Source organism: Citrobacter sp. RHBSTW-00887, from assembly GCF_013728095.1.
GTDB classification, from domain to species: domain Bacteria; phylum Pseudomonadota; class Gammaproteobacteria; order Enterobacterales; family Enterobacteriaceae; genus Citrobacter; species Citrobacter braakii.
The window spans coordinates 4,138,955-4,160,215 of the sequence record NZ_CP056267.1; the positions used below are offsets into that span (position 1 = coordinate 4,138,955).

Here is a 21,261-nt window from a genome sequence, read left to right on the forward strand (position 1 = left end):
ATGCCATTTATTGCCATTATCGCCATTGTTGTCATCGTCATCATTCTGAACAAAACCGGGGTGTCCGACAGCCTCACGGCCCTGACCCTTGCCACCGTTGCCGCACTGCTGACGGGCGGAGGGGCAGCCGGTGCGGCCAGTGTCGCACTGACACCGTTCGTCGGCGTGCCGGTGGGTATTTTCGTGGGCATTTATGTCTTTGCCAAAGTGGTTCGTCTGATTTCAGGAAAAAAATAATGAAACGTAAAACACTGCCTCTGCTGGCGCTGGTTGCCACCACTCTGTTTCTCATCGCATGCGATGACAGAAGTGATGACCTGAAGGCCATCAGTAAATTTAAGGACCTCACCCCACCGCGTTTCAGTGATGTGGTCAGCCACCAGGATGATGTCAGCGAAGAATGGTCACAGGTTGACTACTTATCCGGTCCCACCTTGCAGGTTTTACGTACCCGCCAGTCGCCCGATGGCTGCGAGGATGGCAGTTACTACTACCTCGTGGATATGCAGGAAAAAACCGTCCAGCCACTGATGAATGCGCTGTGTATTGCCGATAACATCAAACTGGAATACCAGGAGGTGACGGACCCGTATACCAAAGAAAAATACTTTGAGTACGCCCATGACGGCAAACTGATGGGGCGACTGCTGATACCCTCAAACCCTGAGAACCAGGAATAAAACAACGACAAAGGAGACAAGAATGACAATACTTTCACTAAGTCGGTTTATGCTGGCGGGTGTACTGCTCGCGAGCTTTAATGCCTCTGCTATCCCGGGGTTCTGGCAGCAGGGTTACGGTCAGGGCAATACGGAATACAGCGTGACCGAAGCCAGCGGAAAGACGTTTACCATCAACTGCACAGGGAACCCGGACCAGAATGGTTTCTATCAGCATTCAGTCTTTCTTACCCTTGCCGATGACAAGATGGTCAGTTCGCACGATGACGACACTACTATCACCGTAGTGATGGATCACCAGCAGTACATTATTCCGTCCAGCCTGGGCTGGCGTAACGGCGATAACGCCTGGTTTGACTTCATCAGCAATATCTCTGAGGCCGGGCAGTTCGACGTCTACGTCAATGACCACAAAGCAGGGACCTTCACTGCGGACCGGAAGAACGCTGAGAAAGTTCTGTCCACTCTCGGAGACTGCAGCAACGACTGATAGTAGTATCTTCCCCAGCAAATCCACCCCGACAGCTAGCAGGCTGCCGGGGTTTTCTTTTATCAGGAGCCCGAAAATGACCCAATCCGTGTTGCTGCCACCGGGGCCTTTCACCCGGAGACAAGCGCAAGCGGTCACTACCACGTACAGCAATATCACACTCGAAGACGACCAGGGCAGTCACTTCCGTCTGGTGGTTCGTGATACTGAAGGCCGGATGGTCTGGCGGGCATGGAACTTTGAGCCGGATGCCGGTGAAGGTCTTAACCGCTATATCCGCACCTCAGGCATCCGTACAGACACGGCCACCCGCTGATCGCGAAGCATTTACCCGCATTCACCTCCCCGAACACACTTTATATCCCCATACGCCAGCCATCGCCGCTGGCGTTTTTATTGACGGAGACATACCCATGACAACACAGACGCAGCACGACCTCGCACCCGCTAACCAACCCGAATTTGAACTGACCGTCACGCCGGTCCCCGATGAACAGCGTATCGATTTCTGGCCACAGTACTTTGGCGCTATCCCGCAGTGGCTACTCCTGGAGCCGCATATCTTCGCCTGGATGGACCGCTTCTGTGAGGGCTACAGCGGTGGTATCTGGTCGTTCTACACCCTCAGCAATGGCGGCGCATTTATGTCCCCCGAGCCTGACAACGATGAGACATGGCGTCTGTTTAACTGCCTGAACGGTAACGATGCCCAAATGAGTGCAGAAGCAGCAGGTATTGCTGTCTGCCTGATTGCGTATAGCCACCATGCCTGCCGTACAGAATGTGACGCGATGACCGCACACTATTACCGCCTGCGGGAGTATGCCATGCAACATCCAGAGGCTCACGCCATTCTGCGTATTATCGACTGACCGAAGGAGCAACAGATGAAACAGCTTTCCTTTTTACCCGGCGAGATGACGCCACAGGACCGGCGTCTCATTCAGCGAGCGCTCAGGGCTCTGGACCGCCACCTGCATGAGCCCGGCGTAGCCTTCACCTCTACCCACGCCGTACGTGAATGGCTGCGACTGCATATGGCCGCGCTTGAGCGGGAAGAGTTCCGGGTGTTGTATCTGGACAACCAGAATCAGTTGATTGCCCATGAAACGCTCTTCACCGGCACGATTAACCGCACCGAGGTGCATCCCCGGGAGGTGGTCAAACGTGCTCTGCACTTCAACGCGGCGGCGGTGATACTCGCGCATAACCATCCTTCCGGCGAGACGACACCTAGCCAGGCCGACAAAACCCTCACGCAGCGACTGGTTCAGGTGCTTCAGCTGGTGGATATCCGTGTCCCTGACCATCTGATTGTCGGTGGCAGGCAAATCTATTCGTTCGCAGAACACGGTCTGTTGTGAGGTATGACATGAAAATTATCAGTAAACGCCGGGCAATGACGATATACCGCCAGCATCCTGAGTCCCGGATCTTTCGCTACTGCACCGGCAAATACCAGTGGCACGGTAGCGTCTGTCATTACACCGGCAGGGACGTTCCGGATATCGCCGGAGTCCTCGCGGTATACGCCGAACGCCGCCAGGACCGCAATGGGCCCTATACCTGCCTGATGAGCATCACCCTGAACTGGCAATAGTGGAGAACTGTAATGAGCAACCCTACCAGGGGCCTGCAGCGGGCTATCACGCCGCGCCTGGGAGCCCGTCTGGTGCAGGAGGGTAACCGACTGCACTATCTGGCTGACAGGGCCAGCATCACCGGCAGGTTCAGTGACACCGAATGCCGGAAGCTGGATGAAACATGCCCGCACTTTATCCGCCATATGGAGTCGATGCTAACCACCGGTGAACTCAGTCCCCAACACGCCCACTGCGTCACCCTGTACCACAACGGTTTCACCTGCGAAGCCGATACTCTTGGCAGTTGCGGCTACGTATACATCGCCATTTACCCCACTCAGAGTTAATTACCTTCACGAGAGTAAACATGAAAACTTTACCTGCAACAACTCAGCGGGCGGCGAAGCCCTGCCTGTCACCCGTGGCTGTCTGGCAAATGTTACTGACACGTCTGCTGGAACAGCACTATGGTCTGACAATAAACGACACGCCATTCTGCAATGAGGCTGTGATTAAGGAACACATCGATGCCGGTATCACCCTAGCCGATGCCGTGAATTTTCTGGTGGAAAAATACGAACTGGTGCGTATCGACAGGAAGGGATTTAACTGGCAGGAACAATCCCCTTATCTCCGGGCTGTAGACATTCTGCGAGCACGGCAGGCAACTGGCTTGTTGCGGCAAAGCCGTAACAACGTAGTACGATGAACATTGCGTACAACCTTCCCGATTTACATTTCTGAACTTCCTCCCTTGTTTACCTATTGCGTAATGCGCCTGCTACTACCCGGCAGGCGCGTTATCTTTTTACGGACAAACAATCATGCAACCAGAAGTTGAAGTATTAACCGATCATAATGAGCTAATTTGTTCGAGCTTTATTGAACACATTGCCAACACATTAAATTTAGGAGTAGTGTACAACTAAACCTGCAGCCAAGGATGTATAGTGAGCGAAGCCCTATCAGGCCTTTTTGGTCAGTAGATAAGATTGATCTTCGTTGATAGAATTTACTTACACCAGCTGTTACATTAAGATAATTTTTTGGTGGGAGAATGATAAGATCTTACGTAACAATTTGATTTTAATGGTGCCGATAATAGGAGTCGAACCTACGACCTTCGCATTACGAATGCGCTGCTCTACCAACTGAGCTATATCGGCCCTGAAAAGGACATGTCCACGAATGTGAGCACGGGGTAGAAGGTTAAAACTAACCGGACGATGCGTCAATGGCCTTGCGAATCAAACGCCTATTTTTGCATCATCCGGTTTCAATTACGCACGAATCGTGTCGTTACAGGCATGCTTATACGCGGTCGGGTATTACTATAACCAGCGGCGAACGTGTTGTTCATAGCGCTCCCATTCCAGCCCGAAATGTTTTCGCAGTTGTTCCTCTTCAAAATCAATATGTAATCTGGCAACCGCCAGCATAAACACCGGTACAGCCAGTACTCCAGTCAGGCTACCGATGTAAAGAGCAAAGGCCAACTGGATTCCACTCATACCAAGGTAGATCGGGTTGCGGCTCCAGGCGTAACATCCGTCGGTAACAAGCGTGGTCGATTTATGTGCATGCAGCGGATTCAGGGTCGTACGTTTCATCCGCATCTGCCACGCGGTATGCAATATCACCAACAGACTGACGCCGGCCAGCAATGCGCATATCACGATATTCACCCCGCCGAATGTGAAGCGCGGACTCGCCGTCAGCACATCCGCAACGAGAAAAAGTACTAAGATAAGAGGCGGCGGAAACCAGACTCTTAATTTTGTCAGGAAATGACGCATGGCCAGGAACTCACCTCGGCATCGGTTTAATTAACGCTGATACCGCTATAAATACCCCGTATTAGATACATAAACAAACGATGCCTCACTCACAACAGGCTATCGACTTCACCAGACAGGCGGGAGTTGTCGTACTCACCTCGACAAAAATACCAGCATCAGAGGCATCCGCCCCTGATGTTCCCGAAAGGCTTTACGTTGAGAAAGTAGAATCCGACGCTGATTCAAAAAAATCTAAAGACTGCTTGTAATAACGCATAAAATCATCAAACGTCACTGGCGGTAAAAATTGATAACCCTGCAGGTAATCAACATTATTTTTCCCTAACCATTGCTGCTGATAGCCATATTCAACGCCCTCCGCCACCATGCGTAACCCCAGGAGTCCGGAAAGGTGAATGATTGACTCGAGCATAGGGATATGTTGCTCAACTTCTTTAATAGCTTTGATAAACGTTTTATCAATTTTTATAACATCCAGGTCTAACTCATTGAGATAACAAAGGTTAGCGTATCCCGTCCCAAAATCATCTAAAGCAAACAGAACCCCTCTGTTTCGCAACGATCGTATCAGCTCTTTGATTGCAGGAGTAATAGTGAGAGTCTGGTTTTCAGTTATTTCAATCATCAATTTTATCGGTAGCCTTTGCGTTATTTCCATAAAATTAAGACACTCCCAATAAAAGACGGGGTTACTTAAACCTGATGGGCTCACATTAAAGGAGACGAATAAAGTTTTATTGAAATCCTCGCTTCCGTCGACCAGATTACGCGCGACGGTGTTCATTAAATAGCTCGTTAACTCATTCATTAAACCACTTTTTTCAGCCAGCGGTATAAACTCACGCTGAGAAATAGCATAATTATGCCCCTGTGGCCAACGAGCCAAAACCTCAACACCACAGACGTCTCCGTTGATATTTACGATGGGTTGAAAATAAGGAATGATTTCTTCATTCCTTATTGCCATACTCAGTCGACCAGAATCTGAGAGATCATATGCTTCGCCGTATATTACATTTTCACCAGAATGACTATTCGTCGGGGAACTTTCATGCAATAGATTATTCCTGGTTAAAAAAATGATAGTTTCATTAAAATGAGTAAATCCCAGACGAGCGGTAATTCGTTCCCGATATCGATACACTGACTTAATTGTTATCGAGTTAGCAATACAAAAATCGTGCAGTTTTTCCTTTGTGAAAGATGCATACAGCATTTCCTCTTCAAACTCAGTCAAATGAAACGTAAAAACCGTTGAACCTTTAGTGACTTCCACAACCTCATTGGGTGCCATTAGATTGGCTCTCAACTGAGAAATCAGCTGATCCGATAGTTCCCGTCCATTAATAAATGCATACTCCTCGTACCCCCGATTAACAGAACGGGTTTCATTCATCCGAAGAACAATACAGTTTATATTGATAAACTGCGTGCTATTTCTCTGAAACCACTTCCTGACCAGGAATAAAGGTAACCGGTTATCGATCACCAGTAAACAGGATGGGTACCGTGGAATAATTGACTGTGAACCAGAAATAAATGTCCGCGCATCGACTAACACCAGATTTGGCAACCACGCTTTTATCCCTGAGAAAAGAAAAATATCACAACTGAGCAGAAAAACCTTTTTCGTATTCATAGTTACCACCAACTTAAATTTATGGCATAGCAGGTCCCTCGTTTTATACACGAGAGAATATACAACACCTTTAGCCTCCAACAATTACAATGCGGTCCGCGAATTAACTTTATCCGTAAGTCATATCACGTAGTTTCAGAATTTATAATCACGATTATCCATATGAGTATTACCATTAAATGTTAAGGCCATTTTAAATATTGAAAAAGGAAAACTCCTAATTCTTCACCAGTACAAATCCTTTTACTTATTTTCACTGCAAGACAAAACAAAAAACCACAAACACTTGCAACGACAAAATATACAGCCACTAAAACCATAAGAATAACACATTATAGCTTCTCAAGCTGCCCGACAAACCATTAGCGTACGTCGCAGATCTCTGATCGCATAAACATTTTCGGTGATATGGATGACCTTATAATAGAAAATATCCTGTCGCGACATGAGTTGTTCGGTAACTTCATCAGGAACATTGTCATTTTTATTTTTAACAATAGCTACACGACGAGTCTGTAGGTAACCATCACGATCTTTACCAATAAAATTCAGGACAACATTACGATCTACAGCATAATGTTTACCCTGAATATTGAGGCTTCCTACCTGAGATACCCGCCCTTCGGTAGCAGAAGAAATACGAAAAACCAGCAGAACTTCACCTTCAATTTTTACACCCTGAGTTTGCGCCTCCAGGTGCAGGTAATTTTTGGCTGAGCAGGTCAGCGTCTCAGGTTCTTGATGGCGATATAAAAAATATGCTGTTATCGCTGCAAGAAAGATTGCCCCACTAATAAACAAAATTTTCACATTCACGGGCAACCCCTCCTTTCTCTAAGGTACAAATCCCCAGGAAATTCTCTCTAAGATCATTGTCGGCTGATAAATTATTATCATCATAAAAAACAATTGTTTTCTTGCCATCATGACAAGCCGCATTTACTTTTCGCCACATATCAGAAGATAAAAATGCTTTCGTTTTACCAGCATTATTGTCATCGGCAGTATAAAGTTCACAATCACCTATTGCCCTGATATAAATGAAATTTTTGGAGCTTGAATTAAGAGCTAAAAATATAAAAATAGCGCTACCAAGAAATGCAAATAATAAAATGAACAGAATAATATTTTTACGTTTTGGTCTTACGGATGAGTTTACCGTCTCAGTTACCGAACGCACGGGTTCATCTACACAGGAAGATGAAGATTCATCGCTGATCGAAGCATGGAACAAAAATCCCTGCCGGGGCAGGGTTTCAATGGGATTACCCGCCCCCAGCTCACTAAATGCTTTTCGCAAAATACTGATACTTTTATTAAGGCTATGACCCGATGGGGCCATGCCATGCTTTTTCCACACTTCTTCAATGATAAACTCGCGGTGGACTTGTTGATTTTTATGGGCAATGAATAGCTCAAGTAGTCTCGCGGTAGACGCCGAAAGAATTATTGTAGTATCGCGATGTTTCAGGCTTTTTCTGGTGGAATCATACTCAACCTGATCATTAATTATACTTTTCATACTACCTGACTCTTAAATACCGTGATGTTGAGTACAAATGACCAAAGTTTCATCTGTGCCGAGCTGGATACTGCATTGTATAAAGACAGTTACAGTATAGGTTCGATATCTAACCATGACATATCGGATCAGACTTAATACTTACTATTGATTGAGTTTGAAGCACCCCTGACCTACTGGTATGTATTTCTGCAATGCAACGATAAATTTTCGGTTTTTTGATTTCAATTCGCTACTACGCCAGGTTTCACCCGGCAACACATAACGCATGGTGGCGTCATCATCGGTGGAGTTGCACCCCTGGTGTACGATGATTTTAAAAAAAGTATTCCCGGTGTTTTTCAGTGTTCCGTTTGCCTCATCAATGGTGTAGGCCAGATTCATTTTTCTCGGGCGAACAACCAATATGGTGTCCATAGCAATCACCGGGAGAGCCTGCCCACCTTTCCCTTGATTACGCTCGGTAAACAGCGTTATCGGCATTTCACGAAACAGAATTCGGTAATAGCGTTCTTTATCATCCTGCGGTCCACGGTAGAAAATCTTAAAAAACTCACTCGCCTGCGGAGCCAGTGAAAAATTCAGTGGCGTAAACAGAAGTTCGCCTTCAGCAATGGCACTTCTGTTTTCTCCTCCCGGTCCCGGCTTATCAATTTTTACTGCGCCAATACTGTACAAATTCTGTTTCTGGCTATCGTTATAGATCCGTTTGCTGATAAATGATTTATCCGATGGCATCTCATAAATGGTCGACTCCAGGTAGACAGCCTGTGCGGAGAATACAGTCAGCCCGGAAAGTAAGATAAATACCCATCTAAACACCAAACGGCAGCGGTTCATGGCGTCACTCCCACCCAATTCGCCGTGACTTTTATCTCTCCACTGGCACTGACGACACCTTCCCAATCTGTACCGGAAACAGTTAACATCGAACGTGAATCATTCATTGGGAAAAGCAATTTCAAATCAGTAGCATAATAGCTTCCATCATCATTGTTATTTGCGTCCCAGGGCATCTGTTGCCACTGCGCATCGCTCATATTAATTGCTGCTTCACTACAGCTATTTCGTTTCTGTACCACGCCCCCCGACTGACTGTTGTACTGCAGAAAGGCAGGGATTGGGACTGACAGCCCGCCTTGAGGGGAGGTAAACAGACAGTAAGGCACACTGTTTATCGTCGTACTTTCCCCGATAACTTGCGCGGTAATGCTATCAGCCTGACGAGGACCGGAGACTGTCACGGTGTAATCCATTTCTATAGGAGCGGCGTCGCCAATCGTGCCACTGCCGCTCGCAGAAGCGGTGTTGTCTGAAGAGACGATACTGATCCCATACTCCTTCGGCACAATATTGAGCTGTAGCGAAGGCGTAAACTGGTAGTGCCCTGACTCTGGTGTTAAGCCATTATAAAAACCGAAGGTAAACGGTTGACTGTTAGTAATGCTGATTCCTGAATCGACGAGATTTTTCAGGAATGCTTTTGACAGAAAAATATATATGTACTCTCCAGAGGTCGTGAAAACGTTGTAATAAGCAGTTGAAGTACCATAGTTATACCAGTTTGAACCATTCCCGGAGTATCTCACGGTGGCCGGTCCAGGCGTAAAACCAAGCATCGCCGTGTCGACATAAGCGCGAAACGTCAGGGAGGCGGTCAGATTGGCGGTTTGTTGCAGGTTATAACTCACCATTTTGCAAATCACGCCGTCAGCGCCGCCCACCACGCCAAGCTCACAATAACCAGAGTCTTTGGTGATGCTCGGCGTACCATCGCTGGCAACCCAAAGTTCCTGAAATGCATTAGTCGATACCAGTGACAGATGACCGCGTTTGGTTAACGTATAATTGACGTAATTCCATAATCCTGTTGATTGATCTTTGCAGCGTTGCCCGGAAGAATAATCATAATTCACGGAAGTATAACAACGGTTGAACACATAGGTTTCGCTGCTACCGGTAGGCACATTGCGAAAGTACTCATAGGCAGTATCCGTCAGGGAAGCGAATCCGTAGGCGCCACCAATAACGCCAGCGACAGATCCTACCTGCGCATGATAAAAACCGTTATTGTCAGTGCCTTGCCCGGCGATAAACCCAGTTGATGGACACTGGCTGCCGCTATAACAGCGAATCCCCCGAAAAGGGCCGTTAATCGGGGAATTATCAATCCACATGTCCTGATAATAATTTCCTGGCGCAGTCCAGCCGACAAAACCTAAATACCCGAGACTCACCTGAGAAGTACCGTATTTTATCCACGTGTTTGACCCGCTGAAACGCGGATCGAGTGCCGAGGGGGTAATAAAGTATTCACTATCAATGGCATTTTCAATAAACAAATAGTTATTACTGACTGAGCCGGAAGATATTGCATTCAAAGCCAACGCAGGCGCAGGCGCAAAACTCCCCACAGCACAGATTACAGTAGCTAATTTAATTAATACTTTCATTTTATTACCTCTGCGCCATCGTGGTTTGCGTGGCACATTTCACATCACCAACCCACGCTGCGCCGCGTGCTTTTTCCAAATCGAGATCGGCTTCGCATAGGCTGCCATTGGCTGAAATTAACGTGATGACCGGATATTTCTTATCGATATCGATAGCAAACTCCCCTTTTTCATCCGTACGCGTTTTACCGATGTGATTATGAATATCGGTGTTTGCAGCCAACTGCCCATCGGGATAACGAATGCGCCCGAATACGGTGACCATACTTTTCACTTCAGGGTTGATAACACCCACGTTACCCGGATATAGCGTCAGTTCCTGTTTGCGCCCTGAAACAATATCAAAGCTGTCTTCAGAGTTTTTATCATTGAGGATCTCCAGCTTGTACTGAGCATAAGGCGGCAGTGCAATGAAATTTGATTTACCGCTGAGAAGATAATTTCGGTTATTAATCTTCGCAGCCAGTTTCCCTTCGCCGGTCAAATCGGTTTTCACAATAATGCCTGACCTTTGCCTCTCTTTACTCAGACCGAAATCTTTTCCTGCCCACGCCAGGGAACCTTGAGAAGAGAAGTTCATATTGGTGGAGTTGTCCGCGGAACGCGTTACCGATACGGTGCCAGCGTTATATTTCGTGTCATAACTCAGATTGCCGTTTACCGAATAATTATTGTCGTAATACTGCTCGCCACTCAGGCGTGTCGAAGCCGATAATCCGACCGATTTAATGGGGCCTTCAGCATACTGCTTGCGCGCGCTGAGATTACCCTGAGTGCTGCCATAGCGATCCCGGGAGACGCCCATGCTCAACCAGGACGCCAACGGCAACGATAAATCCAGGCTGACATAACGTTCCTGTCGCCCATCGTCATTCCGGTTATTGTAGTAATAACGCTGAATACCTGCGCGCAGCCCAACCGTGGCATACCTGCCTGAATAAAGGGTCGTGCTGTAGTCCAGGTTACGGTATTTATTTCCCGAGTAGCGATTCTCCGTCTGACTCACGGTAAGCGAGCCGCCATGAGGAATAAACTTCCCGAGGTTAAGAGTGCCACCAATGGAATAATTGTCACGCTCCTGCATGGGCAGACGGTTGCCAATTTTACTGTCTTCACGAGATGCCCAAAGGGAACCATATCCCTCGGGGACATTGAGATTGATATTACTGATGTTTCGCCATGACGAATCATTCGCTACCAGCGTCTGATTGCCAATGCTTACGTATTCATTCACATTGAGCGTGACATCCGTTTCATTAACCGCATTGTTGCCAAAACCGTAGAGCGTAGATTTCAGGCCCAGCCCCGACAATATCGCCAGCGTCACCGATGCGGCACCGCCGGCAATCCAGGTCTGCTCATTGCCTAAATCCTGATAGTGGTTTCGCTTATAACTCACACGGTCATAATCCAGTGAGCCACCAAACAGTTGCCATGAGAGCTGATCAATTCCGGCTGCCTGTTGGCGGGCAAAGATTTTATTAACCCGACTGATACGACTATTAATTGTCCGGCCATTGACCACGATATCTACCGTGACATCATAAACACCATACGGAAAACGACTGGTATCAATTTCATAACTGCCCATATTAAAGTTCTGTACGCTGAGCAAACGCCCGTCCCTGAATACATGAACCTCGCCAGCGGCTGGCAAAAATACGGTAATTGGCGTGAGCGAAAGCGAGGTATTCTCAACAACCGTACTTCCTTTGTTTCCGTAGCTTACGCCGTAAATTTTCCCACCATTCAGCGCATTCAGGCTGGCAATAGACTGGACATTCCAGGTGTCGAGCATCCCGAGCGCCAGTCGATACCCGTCATAATCACGCTCATACATCGCGCGATAGAGTTTACTGGTGCTGTTGCTGTCGCCTATGCCGTAAAACGAACCGTTAATGTTGACATGGTGTTCACGCAGCGATGTTGTATTGTCCATCGTCAGATAGCTGCGGGTACTGCTGCCGTTATGATAATCGTTGTAGTAGGTGCCAAAGTTATAGTTCAGGACGTTAGAGAGAGTCTCCACGCTGGAAGGTCCAAGCAGGCTGCTGCGTGCGACAATCGCTTCAGTTAACGCATCTTTGCTGACAATCATCTCCAGGTGAAATGAGGAGACGTTGAGTTGCAGGCGTGCATCATCCGATAGCTCGATATTGGTGTTATCGTGAAACTTCACATCACGAATTTTTTCCACCAACGCGCGGGTTTTTCCAGATAACACGGCATTATTGGGCAATTCAGCAAGAGTCAGGGCTTTAACTGTAATATTGCCATCAACAAGGGAAATCACCGCATCGGCAACTTTTTGCTGACTTTTCTCGTCAGTCTCGTTGTAACGAATATATACCGGCACCGTCATTCCCTGCTCCAGTGAACGGGCGAAAGCGCTGGGAATAACGTAATTACCCACTTTTACTGGGGCTGCATGTGAAAATCCTGGTGTCAGCGCAAGAAAAAGACAAATGCTACCGCCGACAATATTTGTTGTTGTCATATGCATCCTTACATTCCGGTAATTTTATTTATCCCGTACAGATGGCTGCTATTGACCATCACTTCACTGTAATAAACTGCTTACCGTGCCAGATACCGATGCGTGAACGGCTATTACTAATGTCGGTAAACTGTAATTTTATTTTTGTACCCGGCATAATGTAATAACGTTCGCGACAGCCTCGTCCCCGCTCGCGAGCCTTATCTTTACAAGCCCCATAAGCGATCACACGAAATGAAACATTGCCGGTATTGGTAATAACATCGCCATTTCGGCTATATTCAAAACGTTCCTTGCGCGGCGCGACTACCAGAATAGTGCCAATTTCAGCCGACGCTGTTGCAACAGCCATTTTATTCGCCCGGGTTTCCGCGCTCTCGGTGACCGGCTCATCTATCCATTGCAGACGATAATAACGTTCGATATCATCTGCAGGTCCTTTATAAAAGAAACGAAAAACATCCTTCGCCTGGCCAGGAAGAATAAGATTGGCAGGTGTAGAGAGTAATTCTCCGGAATTAACGGGCTTTATTTCGACTCCCCCGGCCAAAGGTGATGACAATTGTTTTACCGAAACACTGACATAACGCGCCGCATCTGTCGTATTGATAATTTCTTTCGATAATGAACTCTCAGCAGAAGTCATGATCGATGTAATTTCACCAACATTAATTGCCCATCCGGGAAAAGATGCTACTAACCCTACCAACATCGCTGCCGGTAAATATTTTTTCATGACACCATTCCTGATAAATTCGGGAGAACAAATTCTCCCGAATTTTTTATTACTTAGGCAGACGGAGTCGTCCAGGTTGCATTGAACTGTACTTTTACATCGCCAGTCCAATAGCCGTCTGGCAGTGCAGAGTAATCTGCTACTGTCTGACTACCATCAGAAGTCGCTGACGCGATGGTGAATTTGAAGTTGGATTGATCGCTGACACGAGCGGCACCGTTATAAGCGCCATCTGCCATCAGGCTTTCAAGACCAGAAGTGGAGCTGGAGTTAACAAGGACAGTATCTGATGAATTAGTCAGCGCAGTGCCATTCCATGCCACCCCTACGTTCAGGGTAGAAGCATCACCACTGGCGTTGGTCAGAGTGTTGCTAATAATCTGAGCAGTCAGCTCAAAATCAGTTGCCGTCTCCTGACCCTGAATCGTCACATCAAAAGCACCGTCCTGAGAGTTGAAGGCATTCAGCCCTTCAGCATACTGGAAAGTTAAAGAGTTCAGCGGGGTGACAACCAACATGCTGGTGGTATCTTTTGTTGCCGTCGCATCCCACGAGGCAGTTGCAGAAGCAGTAACATCTGCCATTGCATTTGCTGTAACAAATACAGAAGCCAGAGAGGTTACTAATAATAATTTTTTCATTTTATCTTCTCCTAAGAACAAACTCACCACCGAGTCTTATTATTAAGTCACTCCAGCGGTTCCATTAATTGCGAGCCAGAATTGCCGCGCCAAAAAATTATCATTTGAATTAAGTAACATCTCAACAAACCCTGAAACGCAAAAATTACAAAAAACTAAGAATTTTCCCGCAAAAAACATTGTCTAAGAAGTTTCCTAAGACACAATCACTTAAAACATATCCATTTTCAGAATCATTACCCACCCAGATAAGCAAAATCAAACAATTCATCTTTTTTATGTTTTTGATAAATATCAAAAAGATCATACAAATAACATCAGAGCAAAACCCTTACAAAACATAAAGATAATTAACATCTCCATATTCTCTCTATAATGCTTATTATTTGTTGCAATTATGCTAATTTTTTAACTTCACAAGAAAATTCTCATGAAATATTTAGTTAAGGGGGAATATTCTTATAAAAATAGCGCTGACCTGTAGGATTATTATTCGAATTGATAATTATTTCACATAAATAAAACCAGGAATTTTCCATATAAAATGAATATTCCTGGAATATCAAGAGATAAATAACGCACGGCAAAGATAGCGTTAGCTGAAACCTTTTAACCCCAAGTAACTATTAATTGTTACCGTACGAACCCGATGTAAGCTAATCAACTTTTGTTGTTCGAGGGATTTTAATGAGCGGCTAACGGTTTCAATTTTAAGATCGAGATAACTGGCAATTTCCTCCCGCGAGAATGGCAAGCGAAGCGTCGTTTCTGGCCTGCCAATACGTAAATGCATTTCGTAAAACTCCACGAGGAAAGCAGCGATTCTGGCCTCAGCATGTTTATTGGCATAACGCCGTAGTTTTTCAACAATGAATCCATTGTCCCTGCAGAGAAACTTGATGACTGCCGCTGCAACCGACGGCTCCTTTTCTGCTGCCTTGAACAACCGCGCAATATCGATATGACATACCTCCGCAGCCGTTGCAGCCTTGATCGTTGTCAGATACGTTCCCCCTTCAACAGCATCCAGCGCCATGATGTCTCCCGGAAAATAAAAGCGACTGATAAAATCGTTATCACCACATTCCACGCTGGACGTGCAGTACCCCTCGTGAATCACAAAAAGCATGTCTGCGGCTTCATCCTGCCGGGCGAGTATCTCCCCCGCTTTAAACTTCCTTCTTTTGTCTATTAATCGGTATTGATTATCACGATCAATCGCCGCGCCCTTTGGACACAGTGAACAATGGCGGGGGGGAAACGGGTTGCCGAGCGGCACAACAGGAATGCTATGTTTGTGAATATCCGATTTCACGCAACAACTCCTCATAAAAATGAGACTGATTCTAATAGATCGAACCATGGGAACAATACGTGAGCTACAGACCCAGAAAATTCATGCTGGCAGGGAAAATTCTGTGATACGTCGTCTTTCAACGCCAGGGAGCGCATGGGTAAAAAACAGACTGATGCGGATGATGATAAAACGCAGGATAGAAAACAAATACGGTAGCGGGGTAAAGGGTAGAATTAACCGGGCAATGCCTTAATAGACTTTAAAATCATAGGCCTATTATGGCATCGCCCGTTTTCAATTACGCACGAATCGTGTCGTCACCGAAGCCAACCCACTTATAGGTGGTCAGTGCTTCCAGACCCATTGGGCCACGCGCGTGCAGTTTTTGCGTACTCACAGCCACTTCCGCCCCCAGTCCGAATTGGCCGCCATCGGTAAAACGAGTAGAGGCGTTAACGTACACGGCAGAAGAGTCCACTTCATTCACGAAACGATCGGCGTTACGCAGGGTGCGCGTCAGGATGGCATCGGAATGCTGGGTCCCATGCTCGCGAATGTGGGTGATAGCATCGTCCAGATCGGTAACGATTTTAACGTTCAGATCCAACGACAGAAACTCGTCGTCATACTCTTCGGCTTTCACCGCAACCACGTTAGCGGGCCCTGCCTGCAATGTGGCCAGCGCGGTGTCGTCGGCATGCAGCGTGACGCCGCTTTGTGCCATCTGCTGGCTCAGCGCAGGCAGAAAACGCGCAGCGATATCCTGATGCACCAGCAGGGTTTCTACGGTGTTACAGGTGCTCGGACGCTGGGTTTTGGCGTTGACGATAATCTTCAGCGCCGGGTCGATCTCCGCGCTATCATCAACATAAATATGACAAACCCCAATGCCGCCGGTGATGACCGGGATAGTCGACTGCTCACGGCACAGCTTATGCAGACCCGCGCCACCGCGAGGGATCAGCATATCAATGTACTTATCCATACGCAGCATTTCAGCGACCAGCGCTCGGTCCGGGTTATCTATCGACTGCACGGCTGCAGCGGGTAAACCACAGGCTTCCAGCGCCTTTTGGATAACCGCCACGGTTGCCGCATTCGTCCGGTACGTCTCTTTCCCACCGCGCAGGATCGCCGCATTACCGGTTTTCAGGCACAGGGAAGCCACGTCAACGGTGACATTTGGACGCGCTTCATAAATCACGCCAATCACGCCCAGCGGAACGCGACGACGTTCGAGACGCAGGCCGCTATCCAGCAGACCGCCGTCAATCACCTGCCCGACCGGGTCGGCGAGATTACATACCTGACGCACATCGTCGGCAATCGCTTTCAGACGCGCCGGAGTCAGCGCCAGGCGGTCGAGCATCGCTTCGCTCAGGCCGTTGGCTCGCGCTTGCTCAACATCTTGTACGTTCGCGCTGAGGATGCTTTCCGTTTGCGCTTCCAGCTCATCAGCAATCGTTTCCAGTACGCGGTTTTTTTCGCGACTGGAGAGCAGCGCCAGCTTGTATGACGCAGCTTTGGCAGCAATGCCCATTTGTTCCAGCATATGCCTGTTCCTTAACGGGTAATCATGTCGTCGCGATGGACAGCAACCGGACCGTATTCGTAGCCCAGGATGGTGTCGATCTGTTGTGAGTGATGTCCAGCAATACGGCGCAGCGCATCGCTGTTATAGCGGGTAACGCCGTGGGCAATATCGCGCCCTTCGAGATTGCAGATGCGGATCACTTCACCACGAGAGAAGTTGCCTGTCACGCTTTTAATGCCTTTTGGCAGTAATGAACTGCCACGCTCCAGAATCGCTGCGGTCGCACCCTCATCAACGGTAATTTCCCCGGCAGGCGGTGCGCCGAAGATCCAGCGTTTACGGTTCTCCAGCGGAGAGGCCTGTGCATGGAAACGCGTCCCAACGGAAACGCCTTCCATCACGTCGCCAATTACGCCCGGCTTGCTGCCTGCGGCAATAATGGTGTCAATCCCGGCGCGGCATGCAACATCAGCGGCCTGCAGTTTAGTCCCCATACCGCCGGTTCCCAGACCCGAGACGCTATCACCGGCAATGGCGCGCAGCGCATCATCAATACCGTGAACGTCTTTGATCAGCTCAGCCTGCGGGTTGGTGCGCGGATCGGCGGTAAACAGCCCTTGCTGATCGGTCAGCAGCAGCAGCTTATCGGCCCCGGCCAGAATCGCCGCCAGCGCTGAAAGGTTGTCGTTATCACCGACTTTAATTTCGGCGGTCGCTACGGCGTCGTTCTCATTAATGACAGGAACGATGTTGTTATCCAGCAGCGCGCGTAGCGTATCGCGGGCGTTAAGGAAGCGCTCTCTGTCTTCCATATCCGCACGCGTTAGCAGCATCTGTCCGATGTGAATACCGTAAATCGAGAACAACTGTTCCCACAGTTGAATCAATCGGCTCTGCCCTACCGCCGCCAACAGCTGTTTCGAGGCTATCGTTGCCGGGAGCTCAGGGTAACCCAGATGCTCACGTCCGGCGGCAATCGCGCCCGAGGTAACGATAACAATACGATGCCCTGCGGCATGGAGCTGCGCACACTGGCGAACCAGTTCTACGATGTGGGCGCGGTTCAGGCGGCGCGATCCGCCCGTTAACACACTGGTGCCAAGTTTTACCACCAGCGTCTGGCTGTCACTCATGATTCTCTGCCATTCAAAATTGGGGAAAATGATATCAAACGAACGTTTTAGCAGGACTGGCCCCGGTTGCCAACAACCAGCGCACAAAGCATGAAATTTTATTGCGCAGGATCAGCAAGCGTAGCGGCAGATTTTGACGCATTTATTACAGAAACAAAAAAACATCCTTTTTTAAAAATATTCTTACTTTGTCATAAAACGTTCATTACCAGACGTTAAAAACCCTCCTGTCTTTTAACGGGGATCACACCCAGTGAATATTAGCGCGTACTTTTAATCAGGAATGAAAATGAAAAAGAGCACTCTGGCATTAGTGGTGATGGGTATTACTGCGTCGGCATCCGTACAGGCAGCGGAAGTGTATAACAAGAACGGTAATAAACTGGACCTGTACGGCAAAGTAAAAGCCATGCATTACATGACGGATTATGACAGCAAAGACGGCGACCAGAGCTATATCCGTTTAGGTTTTAAAGGCGAAACGCAAATTAACGATGAACTGACGGGATATGGCCGCTGGGAAGCAGAGTTCGCCGGCAATAAAGCCGAAAGCGACTCTAACCAGCAAAAAACCCGTCTGGCCTTTGCCGGTCTGAAATTAAAAAACCTTGGCTCGTTTGATTACGGTCGTAACCTCGGCGCGCTGTACGACGTGGAAGCGTGGACCGATATGTTCCCGGAATTCGGCGGCGACTCCTCCGCGCAGACCGATAACTTTATGACCAAACGCGCCAGCGGCCTGGCGACCTACCGTAACACCGACTTCTTCGGCGTCGTGGATGGTCTGGATCTCACCCTGCAATACCAGGGGAAAAATCAGGACCGCGATGTGAAAAAACAAAACGGCGACGGTTTTGGTACTTCCGTTACCTATGATTTTGGCGGCAGCGATTTCGCGGTGAGCGGTGCGTATACCAACTCCGATCGTACCAACCAGCAGAATCTGCAAACGCGTGGGACTGGCGATAAAGCAGAAGCCTGGGCGACCGGTTTAAAATATGATGCTAACGATATTTATATTGCGACGTTCTATTCTGAAACGCGCAATATGACGCCAATTTCCGGTGGCTTCGCCAATAAAACACAGAACTTCGAAGCGGTAGTTCAGTACCAGTTTGACTTTGGTCTGCGTCCGTCACTGGGTTATGTGCTGTCAAAAGGGAAAGATATTGAAGGCGTAGGCAATGAGGATCTGGTCAATTATATCGACGTTGGCGCAACGTACTATTTCAACAAAAATATGTCCGCGTTTGTCGATTATAAAATCAACCAGCTCGATAGCGACAATAAACTGGGCATCAACAATGATGATATCGTTGCTGTCGGTATGGTTTATCAGTTCTGATTATACCCGTCATACTTCAAACTGCATGCGCGTTGGCTTGCCTGCAACTCGAGTTATTTAGGGTATAGCATAAAAAAATGCCGGATGGGGTTGCGCCGCCATCCGGCATTTTACTGTTCATTATGCCGTTAATTTAACCGGTTCATCGTTAAAATCGTCAGCAGGCTCCAGCGCCAGATTCAGCGACGTTAACAACCCACGTAATTTTTCATGAAATTCACGTAAGGTGTATTCCAGTCGCTCTACCACTTCAGTCTCTTTCACCGGCACCGCAGTCCAGTTCCCGTCTTTATCGAACAAGCCAAACTGGTAGCTGTACGTGAAGCGTTTTTCCTGCGCCTCCAGTTCCATCCACCAGCCCCAAAACTCGCGTTTCTCTGGGGCGGGTTTCACATTGACGCAAACAGCCAGACAATCGAAAAAAAACCGATTATCTTCGCACTGCCCTTCCCGGATGTACGGGCCAAGCGCGGTGAATTTCTTGATCAATCTACTTTTCGGATGCCCACTCGGTAACGTCATTACGATCTCCTTAGGTGAAGCACCTGTTTTACCAAATCGATAAAATTTAGCAAACTTTTAACACAATCTCTGATTGATCCAACCGGTTATTTCCTGCAGCCCTTTGTCAAAATTGCGATACACCGGGTTGAATGGAATCTCCAGCAGCTTACCGTCAGAAGATGAAGATGTGATTAAACGCGACTCCTCTTCCGGGCTAAACGGATCGTTTTTCCAGAACCCCGACAGCATTGGCGTCGGGCAGCGTCGGCCCAGCAGGCCCTGCACTTTTAATGAATAGCGATTAAGCTCAACGCGCAACGCTTCATCGGATGCGTCGTGCATCCCCAAACGACTGGCCAGAACGTCAAGGTACATTTCCGGGACGCTTGCCTGGCGCTGCGGGTCGCTAAGCAGCGCATGAACCACCGGCCCTAAACAGGCCACCGCCTTCAGACGTGATGATTCCAGATACGCAAGGCGTACCGCCACGTTGGCGCCAAAGCGGAAGCCGAAGGCCGCCACACGAGTGTGATCCACCCACGGAACATTCGGCAGCGCTTTTAATACGTGCTGGTGCAGCAGGCTGGAGTCCTGGGTCAGTTTCCATTTTGACGAGAACCCGACCGACGGCATATCCAGCGTCAGCATGGCAATACCGCGCGGGGCAAAGTAGCGCTCATACAGAGTGTAATAATCTGTTTGCATGGAATCGAGGCCACCGCACATCAGCACCGTCGGGAACGGACCGTCGCCTTTTGGCATATGCAGGAAGCCGGTAATCGGCGCGCCGCCGGTAACGGCAAATTCCATCTCACGCAGCGTGCCCGGCAGACGCTGTGCGGCCTCTTCATAGGCGCGATTGGCCAGAGCCTGCGCCTGCTCTGCCAGCTCATCGCCTTTTAAGTGCGGATAAGCAGCGATGTTGTAGAGCGTGGAAGCATGCAGCCAGTGGCGTCCGCTCACCTGCGGATCCTCTTCCATAGAGGCTTTCTGTTGCCAGTCCATCGCCTGCTTCGCCCACTCGTAAATCCAGTTTCCGCCGCGATAGCCGATAACCGTGTCGTAAAGCTCTTTATCGGTGCGTTCGGCTTCGCTCATGACGATACGCGCCTGCACTTCGAGGATTTCGCGCGGATCGACGCCACGCCAGATCCACATCAGGCGGTTCACCATGCGGTACCAGTGCGGGATGGTTTTGCCATCCAGGGTCGATTGTACGGACGGCTGCGCGCCGTGATTAAAACGACGAACCAGCGTTGACGTTTCAGGGTGTTTGAAGCGGGGTTTAAACAGGACTTCGCTGAGGTTAGCCTGTGACATGATTGCAGCCTCCATGAGTACTCACTAAGGCATAGTGTAACCTGACACAGCACAAAAAGAACAACGCCCGACAGTGCGGGCGTTGAAA

The 21,261-nt window shown here is 48.4% G+C and carries 24 protein-coding genes and 1 tRNA gene; 10 read left to right on the forward strand and 15 right to left on the reverse strand.

Going from position 1 to position 21,261, the window contains the following annotated elements; genetic code table 11:
- The 9 genes from ypjK (at position 1) to ykfI (ending at position 3,462) form a co-directional block, all read left to right on the forward strand.
- Entirely contained in the window at positions 1-237 is a 237-nt protein-coding gene (gene ypjK, locus HV314_RS19800; protein ID WP_001115854.1) for a protein YpjK, read from the forward strand.
- Positions 237-680 carry a YfjS/YafY family lipoprotein gene (locus tag HV314_RS19805; protein WP_001547764.1) on the forward strand — a complete coding sequence of 148 codons (444 nt, stop codon included), beginning with the start codon at positions 237-239 and terminating at the stop codon, positions 678-680. Before ypjK ends, HV314_RS19805 begins: the two co-directional genes overlap by 1 nt.
- 22 nt (positions 681-702) lie before the next feature.
- Positions 703-1,170: a protein YkfB gene (ykfB, locus tag HV314_RS19810; protein ID WP_001547765.1), complete on the forward strand. Its 468-nt coding sequence runs from the start codon at positions 703-705 to the stop codon at positions 1,168-1,170.
- A gap of 76 nt (positions 1,171-1,246) precedes the next feature.
- On the forward strand, positions 1,247-1,486 hold the full coding sequence (locus tag HV314_RS19815) for a DUF905 domain-containing protein (RefSeq protein WP_000194654.1): 240 nt from the start codon (positions 1,247-1,249) through the stop codon (positions 1,484-1,486).
- Positions 1,487-1,583: 97 nt separating this feature from the next.
- On the forward strand, positions 1,584-2,042 hold the full coding sequence (locus HV314_RS19820) for an antirestriction protein (RefSeq protein ID WP_000211838.1): 459 nt from the start codon (positions 1,584-1,586) through the stop codon (positions 2,040-2,042).
- A 15-nt stretch (positions 2,043-2,057) separates the two neighbouring features.
- Positions 2,058-2,534, forward strand: a complete 477-nt coding sequence (locus tag HV314_RS19825; protein ID WP_000811693.1) for a JAB domain-containing protein — start codon at positions 2,058-2,060, stop codon at positions 2,532-2,534.
- An 8-nt stretch (positions 2,535-2,542) separates the two neighbouring features.
- Positions 2,543-2,770: a DUF987 domain-containing protein gene (locus tag HV314_RS19830; RefSeq protein ID WP_008324517.1), complete on the forward strand. Its 228-nt coding sequence runs from the start codon at positions 2,543-2,545 to the stop codon at positions 2,768-2,770.
- A gap of 12 nt (positions 2,771-2,782) precedes the next feature.
- Positions 2,783-3,100 (forward strand): type IV toxin-antitoxin system YeeU family antitoxin, encoded by a 318-nt coding sequence (locus HV314_RS19835; RefSeq protein ID WP_008324516.1) that lies wholly within the window; start codon positions 2,783-2,785, stop codon positions 3,098-3,100.
- 20 nt (positions 3,101-3,120) lie between these two features.
- Positions 3,121-3,462: a type IV toxin-antitoxin system toxin YkfI gene (gene ykfI / locus HV314_RS19840; protein WP_008324514.1), complete on the forward strand. Its 342-nt coding sequence runs from the start codon at positions 3,121-3,123 to the stop codon at positions 3,460-3,462.
- Positions 3,463-3,843: 381 nt separating this feature from the next.
- Here ykfI and HV314_RS19845 read toward each other — a convergent pair.
- The 13 genes from HV314_RS19845 to proB form a co-directional block, all read right to left on the reverse strand.
- Positions 3,844-3,919 (reverse strand) — tRNA-Thr (locus HV314_RS19845).
- A gap of 165 nt (positions 3,920-4,084) precedes the next feature.
- Positions 4,085-4,549: a methyltransferase family protein gene (locus HV314_RS19850; RefSeq protein ID WP_137367227.1), complete on the reverse strand. Its 465-nt coding sequence runs from the start codon at positions 4,547-4,549 to the stop codon at positions 4,085-4,087.
- A 193-nt stretch (positions 4,550-4,742) separates the two neighbouring features.
- Positions 4,743-6,191, reverse strand: a complete 1,449-nt coding sequence (locus tag HV314_RS19855; RefSeq protein WP_181546512.1) for an EAL domain-containing protein — start codon at positions 6,189-6,191, stop codon at positions 4,743-4,745.
- Between the two features lie 342 nt (positions 6,192-6,533).
- Positions 6,534-7,007, reverse strand: a complete 474-nt coding sequence (locus HV314_RS19860) for a hypothetical protein (protein ID WP_016155774.1) — start codon at positions 7,005-7,007, stop codon at positions 6,534-6,536.
- Complete coding sequence (locus tag HV314_RS19865; RefSeq protein WP_137367224.1) at positions 6,982-7,713, reverse strand: winged helix-turn-helix domain-containing protein; 732 nt, start codon at positions 7,711-7,713, stop codon at positions 6,982-6,984. Before HV314_RS19865 ends, HV314_RS19860 begins: the two co-directional genes overlap by 26 nt.
- Before the next feature lie 144 nt (positions 7,714-7,857).
- On the reverse strand, positions 7,858-8,553 hold the full coding sequence (locus HV314_RS19870) for a fimbria/pilus periplasmic chaperone (RefSeq protein WP_181546514.1): 696 nt from the start codon (positions 8,551-8,553) through the stop codon (positions 7,858-7,860).
- Positions 8,550-10,166, reverse strand: a complete 1,617-nt coding sequence (locus HV314_RS19875) for a fimbrial protein (protein ID WP_181546516.1) — start codon at positions 10,164-10,166, stop codon at positions 8,550-8,552. The genes HV314_RS19870 and HV314_RS19875 overlap by 4 nt, the downstream gene beginning before the upstream one ends.
- A 4-nt stretch (positions 10,167-10,170) precedes the next feature.
- The gene (locus HV314_RS19880; protein ID WP_181546518.1) at positions 10,171-12,663 is read right to left on the reverse strand and encodes a CS1-pili formation C-terminal domain-containing protein; all 2,493 of its coding nucleotides are present in this window, start codon (positions 12,661-12,663) and stop codon (positions 10,171-10,173) included.
- Positions 12,664-12,721: 58 nt separating this feature from the next.
- Complete coding sequence (locus HV314_RS19885; protein WP_137379436.1) at positions 12,722-13,399, reverse strand: hypothetical protein; 678 nt, start codon at positions 13,397-13,399, stop codon at positions 12,722-12,724.
- Between the two features lie 53 nt (positions 13,400-13,452).
- Complete coding sequence (gene ecpA / locus HV314_RS19890; RefSeq protein ID WP_181546520.1) at positions 13,453-14,040, reverse strand: common pilus major fimbrillin subunit EcpA; 588 nt, start codon at positions 14,038-14,040, stop codon at positions 13,453-13,455.
- Between the two features lie 595 nt (positions 14,041-14,635).
- Positions 14,636-15,355, reverse strand: coding sequence for a Crp/Fnr family transcriptional regulator (locus HV314_RS19895; RefSeq protein ID WP_094761452.1), 720 nt, complete (start codon positions 15,353-15,355; stop codon positions 14,636-14,638).
- 280 nt (positions 15,356-15,635) lie between these two features.
- Complete coding sequence (gene proA / locus HV314_RS19900) at positions 15,636-16,889, reverse strand: glutamate-5-semialdehyde dehydrogenase (protein WP_016151868.1); 1,254 nt, start codon at positions 16,887-16,889, stop codon at positions 15,636-15,638.
- 11 nt (positions 16,890-16,900) lie between these two features.
- Positions 16,901-18,004, reverse strand: coding sequence for a glutamate 5-kinase (gene proB / locus HV314_RS19905; protein ID WP_003031373.1), 1,104 nt, complete (start codon positions 18,002-18,004; stop codon positions 16,901-16,903).
- A gap of 289 nt (positions 18,005-18,293) precedes the next feature.
- Between proB and phoE the strand changes: the two genes are divergently transcribed.
- Entirely contained in the window at positions 18,294-19,349 is a 1,056-nt protein-coding gene (gene phoE / locus HV314_RS19910; RefSeq protein ID WP_016151867.1) for a phosphoporin PhoE, read from the forward strand.
- A gap of 120 nt (positions 19,350-19,469) precedes the next feature.
- On the opposite strand, the gene crl is transcribed toward phoE, so the two are convergent.
- Together crl and frsA are read right to left on the reverse strand one after the other, a co-directional pair.
- Complete coding sequence (crl, locus tag HV314_RS19915) at positions 19,470-19,871, reverse strand: sigma factor-binding protein Crl (RefSeq protein ID WP_016151866.1); 402 nt, start codon at positions 19,869-19,871, stop codon at positions 19,470-19,472.
- Between the two features lie 57 nt (positions 19,872-19,928).
- Positions 19,929-21,173 (reverse strand): esterase FrsA, encoded by a 1,245-nt coding sequence (gene frsA / locus HV314_RS19920; protein ID WP_016155767.1) that lies wholly within the window; start codon positions 21,171-21,173, stop codon positions 19,929-19,931.
- Between the last annotated feature and the right edge of the window lie 88 nt (positions 21,174-21,261).